The organism is Mycobacterium sp., from assembly GCF_032162105.1.
Taxonomy (GTDB): Bacteria; Actinomycetota; Actinomycetes; order Mycobacteriales; family Mycobacteriaceae; genus Mycobacterium.
The window spans coordinates 1-5,122 of record NZ_JAVRPS010000386.1; the positions used below are offsets into that span (position 1 = coordinate 1).

Here is a 5,122-nt window from a genome sequence, read left to right on the forward strand (position 1 = left end):
GGCCACATCCAGGTCGTAAGGGACTTCCTGTACCGCTCGATTTCCGATCAGGACGTGAACACCCTCGGCGACATCATGACTCGCATCCGAGACCACATGCGCGACCGGCCACCCCGCTCGGCCGCCCCGCGTAAAAACCATGCGTGACGAGTTCCGCCACGACTACTCGATCGAGGGGCGCGCCGCCGAAATACGTGTAACCAGCGTGATGGGACGGCATACCCAAGCCTCAGCCCAACACCAGAAACATTTGTCAGACACGCCTTATTCGGCTGCCCCAGTTCAGGACTTGGCAGGCACCAGCTTCAGCGAGATCGAGTTGATGCAGTAGCGCTGGTCGGTCGGCGTCGGATAGCCCTCGCCCTCGAACACGTGGCCCAGGTGGCTGTGGCAGTTCGCGCACAGCACCTCGACGCGGTGCTGGCCAAGCGAATCGTCCGCCTGCAGGATCACCGCGTCGGAATCGGCCGGGTCGAAGAACGACGGCCAGCCGCAATGGGATTCGAACTTCTCGGTGCTGCGGAACAACTCCGCACCACACGCCCGGCACTGGTAGACGCCGTCGGTCTTGGTGTCGGTGTACTCACCGACGAACGGCCGCTCGGTGCCGGCCTGCCGCAGCACCGCGAACTCCTGCGGGCTCAGCTTCTTGCGCCACTCGTCATCGGTTAGCTCAACCTTTGGGGAAGTCATCCCACAACGCTAGCGCGCTCCCGGTCCGGCGTCAGCCACGCCGGGTCGATGCCGTCCTCGAGGCGGCCCTCGGCCTTGGCGTCGAGGTAGCGGAAGTACAACACGCAGAACACAACGATCAGCATCAGCGACCAGCCGTAGGTGATCCTGAGGTACTCGAATGCCCGCCCGGTGGTGGGCCAGTGTCCGAGCAGCCAGCGGTCCATCGTCATGAACCCGTAGATCGCCAGCCAGGCCACCCAGTTGCGGATCACCGAGTTCGGCAGCACCACCGTCATGAGGAACGGGAACAGCATCATCGAGTAGTAACCCTGGCCCAGTGCCGTCACCAGGAACGTCGCGATCAGCAGCACACCGGAGGACGTCAGCATCCAGAACAGCGGGTCGCGCTCGCGGTAGTACCGGTACAGCAGCCATAGGCTTCCCACTGCCAGCAGCCCGAAGATGATGCGCAGCAACAGGATCAGCCACATCGGCAGGCCGTAGTAGATGCCGTTGCCAAGGATCGAGCTGTTGAAGTAGTCGCGAGTGGAGAAGATGTAGGGCATGGTGCCGCGCACGAAGCTCATCGGGTCGCTCACCAACGGCCAGGCGGCGACGTTGAACAGCAGCGGCACCAGGATGGCGGTGACCAGCGCCCGCCATTGCCGGTTCAGCAACGGCAGCAACAACAATGGCGCCAGCGAGGGTTTGATCACCAGCGTCAGACCGACGGCCACGCCGGCCAGCCACTGGTGGTTGACCTTGCCGTCGAGCAGCCACCGGAAGAACAGCACCTCGCAGAGCAGGATGCAGCCGTTGATGTTGGTGAACACCAACGTGTTGGTGACGCTCTCGGTGCAGAACATGGCGAGCAGCAGGGCCGGTGCGGCCACCGAGGCGAGCGAGTACTTGAACAGCCGCAGCAGGAAGTAGGCCGCCAGCAGGATGGCGACGCTGTTGAAGAAGATGAACCAGTACCGCGACGCGTCGACCGGCAGGTAGCCGAAGGGTGCCAGCAGCAGCGTGCCGCCGGGTGGGTACAGGTAGTGCGGGTCTACGTAGTCGAAGTGCTCGTTGTAGATGTCCCAGCCCATTTTGAAGTTGACGACCGCGCGGTAGACCGGCCCGAAGTCGTCGGTGATGTAGCCGTTGGTGGCCAGCACGTAGCTGCGATGGATGATCGACAGGATCGCGATGGGCCACAGCGCCGACCGCAACACCGTTGCGGCATTCGATGGGGAGGTGCGGGGCCGAAAGGCGCTGCGCAAAGAGTCGGGTACCGCCACCAGCGCACCCTATAACGGCGTTCCGGGGCGGCAGGTTAGGCGGGGCAGTATGTGTCGGTGCCAGGCAGATTGCCCGAGTCGAGATACGCCAGCACCGGCGGCAGCGCGCACGGCGTGTACACGGAGGCGCCGTGGCCGATGCCCTGCCACATCACGCGGCGGTTCTGCGCGCCGGCATTGATGATCGTCGCGGCGACGGCGGCGACGCCCTCGTTGCCGACGATCGGATCGTTCTGCACCCCGAGCAGCAGCACGGGGATCTTCAGGTCCTTCGGCTCCTGCGGCGGCGCACCGCTTGGCCAGTTCAGGCACTTCACCAGGTTCAGCGCGCCGACGACGCCGAACTGCGGGTAGAGCTTGCCCCACTCCACGACGAGTTCGCGGACCCGGTCGGGGGTCGGGCGGTTCAGCGCGTCGCTGCACGAGTTGACGAACTGGCCGTCGCTCTGGCGCAGCGTCTCGGCCTGGGTGATCAGGTTGTTGAGTTGGTTGGCGTCGCCGCCGCGGGCCGCGGCCAGTGCGCTGGCGAGACCGGTGGTGGAGCTGGCGCGGTCGCCCTTCGGGAAGCCCAGCGCGGTGACGATGGCGTCGGCCAGCGTGGCCACCGACGCGCCGCCGGGTCCGCGACCGCCGCGGGCGGCCTGCAGCATGGCGTCGATCGCGCCCTTGGGATCGGGGCCAAGCGGGCAATCCGCCGCGGAGCACTGGGCGGCGAACGCGTCCAACGCGGCCTGCTGGCCCTTGACCTTCTGCTCGGCGGCCGCTTCGGCGGCGATCCCGAGGGGCAGCGGCGAGTCGAGGATCAGCCGCGACACCTTGTTCGGATGCGAACCCGCGTAGGCCAGCGCCACCTGGGCGCCGTTGCCGATGCCGAGCAGGGCCAGCGTCGGCACGTCCCAGGTGCTGCGGAGCCGCTCGATGTCCTCGGCCGCGTGCGAGTTGTCATAGGCGGAATCGCCGGGGGCGATGGTGTCGGTACAGCTGGTGGTGGCGGTCTGCACGATCGCGCCGAGATTGGCCACCGGGTCGTCACCGGACTCGAACTGCGCCTGGTCGAGCATCTCCTGCCGGTCGAACAGGTCGCGGCAGTCCAGGTCGCCCGACATGCCCATGCCGCGGCGGTCGACCGAGACGATGGGATGGGTCTTGAGCACGTCGGTGCCGTTGCGTGACAGCCAGATCGGGAGTTGCACCGACGACGGCATGTCGGAGCCGGTGGTCATGACCAGGGGGCCGGCGTCCGACGGCGTGCCCACCGACGTGGCCCGCACCACGCCGATGCTCAGGGTGCCGGTGGCTCCGTTGAGCGAATCGAGGTCGGCGTCGTAGCTGGCGCAATCCAGCGACACGCCGGGGAGGGCCTGCACGCCTGCGTCGTTGAAGACCCGCGACGTGCAGTCCCGCCAGGACAGGTCGTTCTTCGGGGCGTCGATTCCCGGCGGACCGGGTTTGGCGCTGGTGGTCTGAGGCTGCCCCTGGGGACGGGCGCCGGAGTCGGTGGCGTAGCGCGGGTTTGCGGCCAGACCGGGTGCGCAGCCGGCGAGGACGACCGACACCACAGTCGACAGGCACAGGGCCTGGAGCAGCTGGGTACGCCGACGCATGCAGACCACAGTAGCGATCGCCGGAATCAGTTGACCTTGACGTAGCGGGTGTAGAGGTAGCCCTCGTCGTCGGTGAGCAGATGGCTGCGCCGCATCCGGGTGTGCGACTCGCCCGAACCGCTGGCGATCCGCCGGGCCTGCCCGCCGACCAGGATCGGGGCGATCGTCACGCACAACTCGTCGAGCAGGTCGCCCGCGATGAACAGGCTGAGCAGCGACGGGCCGCCCTCGGTGAGCACGCGGCGCATCCCGCGCCGATCCAGGATGTCGAGCACCGCAGCCGGGTCGACGCGGTCGGTGTGGCGACCGGAGGCGTCGACCACGTCGGCCAGCGCGTCGAACCGTGCTCGGACGTCGTCGACGGTCTCTCTGCAGGTCAGGATCAGCGGTGGGACTTCGGCACGGGTGAACAGCTTGGCGTCGTGCTCGAAGTCGGCACTGTGGGTGATGACCGCGATCGGCGGCACCTCGGCCTGGCCCCTGCTCTGCCGCTCCTGACGTTGCGATACGGACATGTGCGCGCCGGAGTAGTTCTCGATGCGCACGGTGGCCGCGCCGACCACGACGACGTCGGCTTCCTGACGCATTCGGGCGAACAGCGCGCGATCGCCAGGACCGGCCAGGCCGCCAGCCTTGCCGTCGTCGGTGGCGCCACCGTCGAGGCTGGAGATCATGTTGGCCCGCACCCAGCAGCGCTCGAGGCCCTCGGGGTAGGAGTAGAACGCCGCAAGGCGGGCGGCGTCCTCGGTGTCGAAGGCGTTGCCGACGGCAGCCAGCTCTGCGAGCTGTGTCGCTTGATCGGCATCGGGCACGGGGTCAATTCCAACACGTCGATAGGGTGCCTGCATGCACGGGGCCAGCGCTGTCGCACATCTGACCGATCGACATCCCCGCGTGACGCCCGAGCGGCTGATCGCGGGACTGGTGCCGCCACCGACTTTCGCTGACGTCAGCTTCGATACCTACCGGCCGGATCCGACCGAGCCGTCGCAGACCGCGGCGGTGCAGGCGTGCCGCCAGTTCTGCGAGCAGGCCGTTCAGCGGCGGGCAGGCAAGAAGAAGTTGTTCGGCAAGCGCGAGGTGCTGCCGGGTGTCGGGATGTACCTCGACGGCGGGTTCGGCGTCGGCAAGACACACCTGCTGGCATCGACGTACTACCAGCTCGCCGCCGCCGATGCCGGACCGGTTGCGTTCGCCACGTTCGGCGAACTCACCCAACTGGCAGGGGTTTTCGGCTTCGTCGAATGCATCGAGTTGCTGGCCGACTACGTGGTGGTGTGCATCGACGAGTTCGAGTTGGACGACCCGGGCAACACGACGCTGATCTCGCGGCTGCTCTCGCAACTCGTCGAGCGCGGCGTGTCGATCGCGGCGACGTCGAACACGCTGCCCGAGCAACTGGGGGAGGGCCGGTTCGCCGCGCAGGACTTCCTGCGGGAGATCAACACGCTGGCGCAGATCTTCACCACGGTGCGGATCGACGGCCCGGACTACCGCCATCGGGACCTGCCGCCTGCGCCGAACCCGCCGTCCGACGACGAGGTGCGCGTCGCAGCG

Annotated in this window: 5 protein-coding genes; 1 reads left to right on the forward strand and 4 read right to left on the reverse strand. The window is 67.4% G+C overall.

What is annotated here, in order from left to right:
* Positions 1-282 precede the first annotated feature (282 nt).
* From msrB to QOC69_RS19550, 4 genes are read right to left on the reverse strand one after another with little or no spacing between them, the layout of a single operon-like run.
* The gene (gene msrB, locus QOC69_RS19535; protein WP_526442586.1) at positions 283-693 is read right to left on the reverse strand and encodes a peptide-methionine (R)-S-oxide reductase MsrB; all 411 of its coding nucleotides are present in this window, start codon (positions 691-693) and stop codon (positions 283-285) included.
* Positions 690-1,964, reverse strand: a complete 1,275-nt coding sequence (gene aftC, locus QOC69_RS19540) for an arabinofuranan 3-O-arabinosyltransferase (protein ID WP_526442594.1) — start codon at positions 1,962-1,964, stop codon at positions 690-692. Before aftC ends, msrB begins: the two co-directional genes overlap by 4 nt.
* Before the next feature lie 32 nt (positions 1,965-1,996).
* On the reverse strand, positions 1,997-3,565 hold the full coding sequence (locus tag QOC69_RS19545) for an alpha/beta fold hydrolase (protein ID WP_526442588.1): 1,569 nt from the start codon (positions 3,563-3,565) through the stop codon (positions 1,997-1,999).
* Positions 3,566-3,591: 26 nt separating this feature from the next.
* Positions 3,592-4,377 carry a pyrimidine reductase family protein gene (locus tag QOC69_RS19550; RefSeq protein WP_526442590.1) on the reverse strand — a complete coding sequence of 262 codons (786 nt, stop codon included), beginning with the start codon at positions 4,375-4,377 and terminating at the stop codon, positions 3,592-3,594.
* A 34-nt stretch (positions 4,378-4,411) separates the two neighbouring features.
* Between QOC69_RS19550 and zapE the strand changes: the two genes are divergently transcribed.
* On the forward strand, positions 4,412-5,122 hold a 711-nt coding region (zapE, locus tag QOC69_RS19555; RefSeq protein ID WP_526442592.1), incomplete at its 3' end, for a cell division protein ZapE.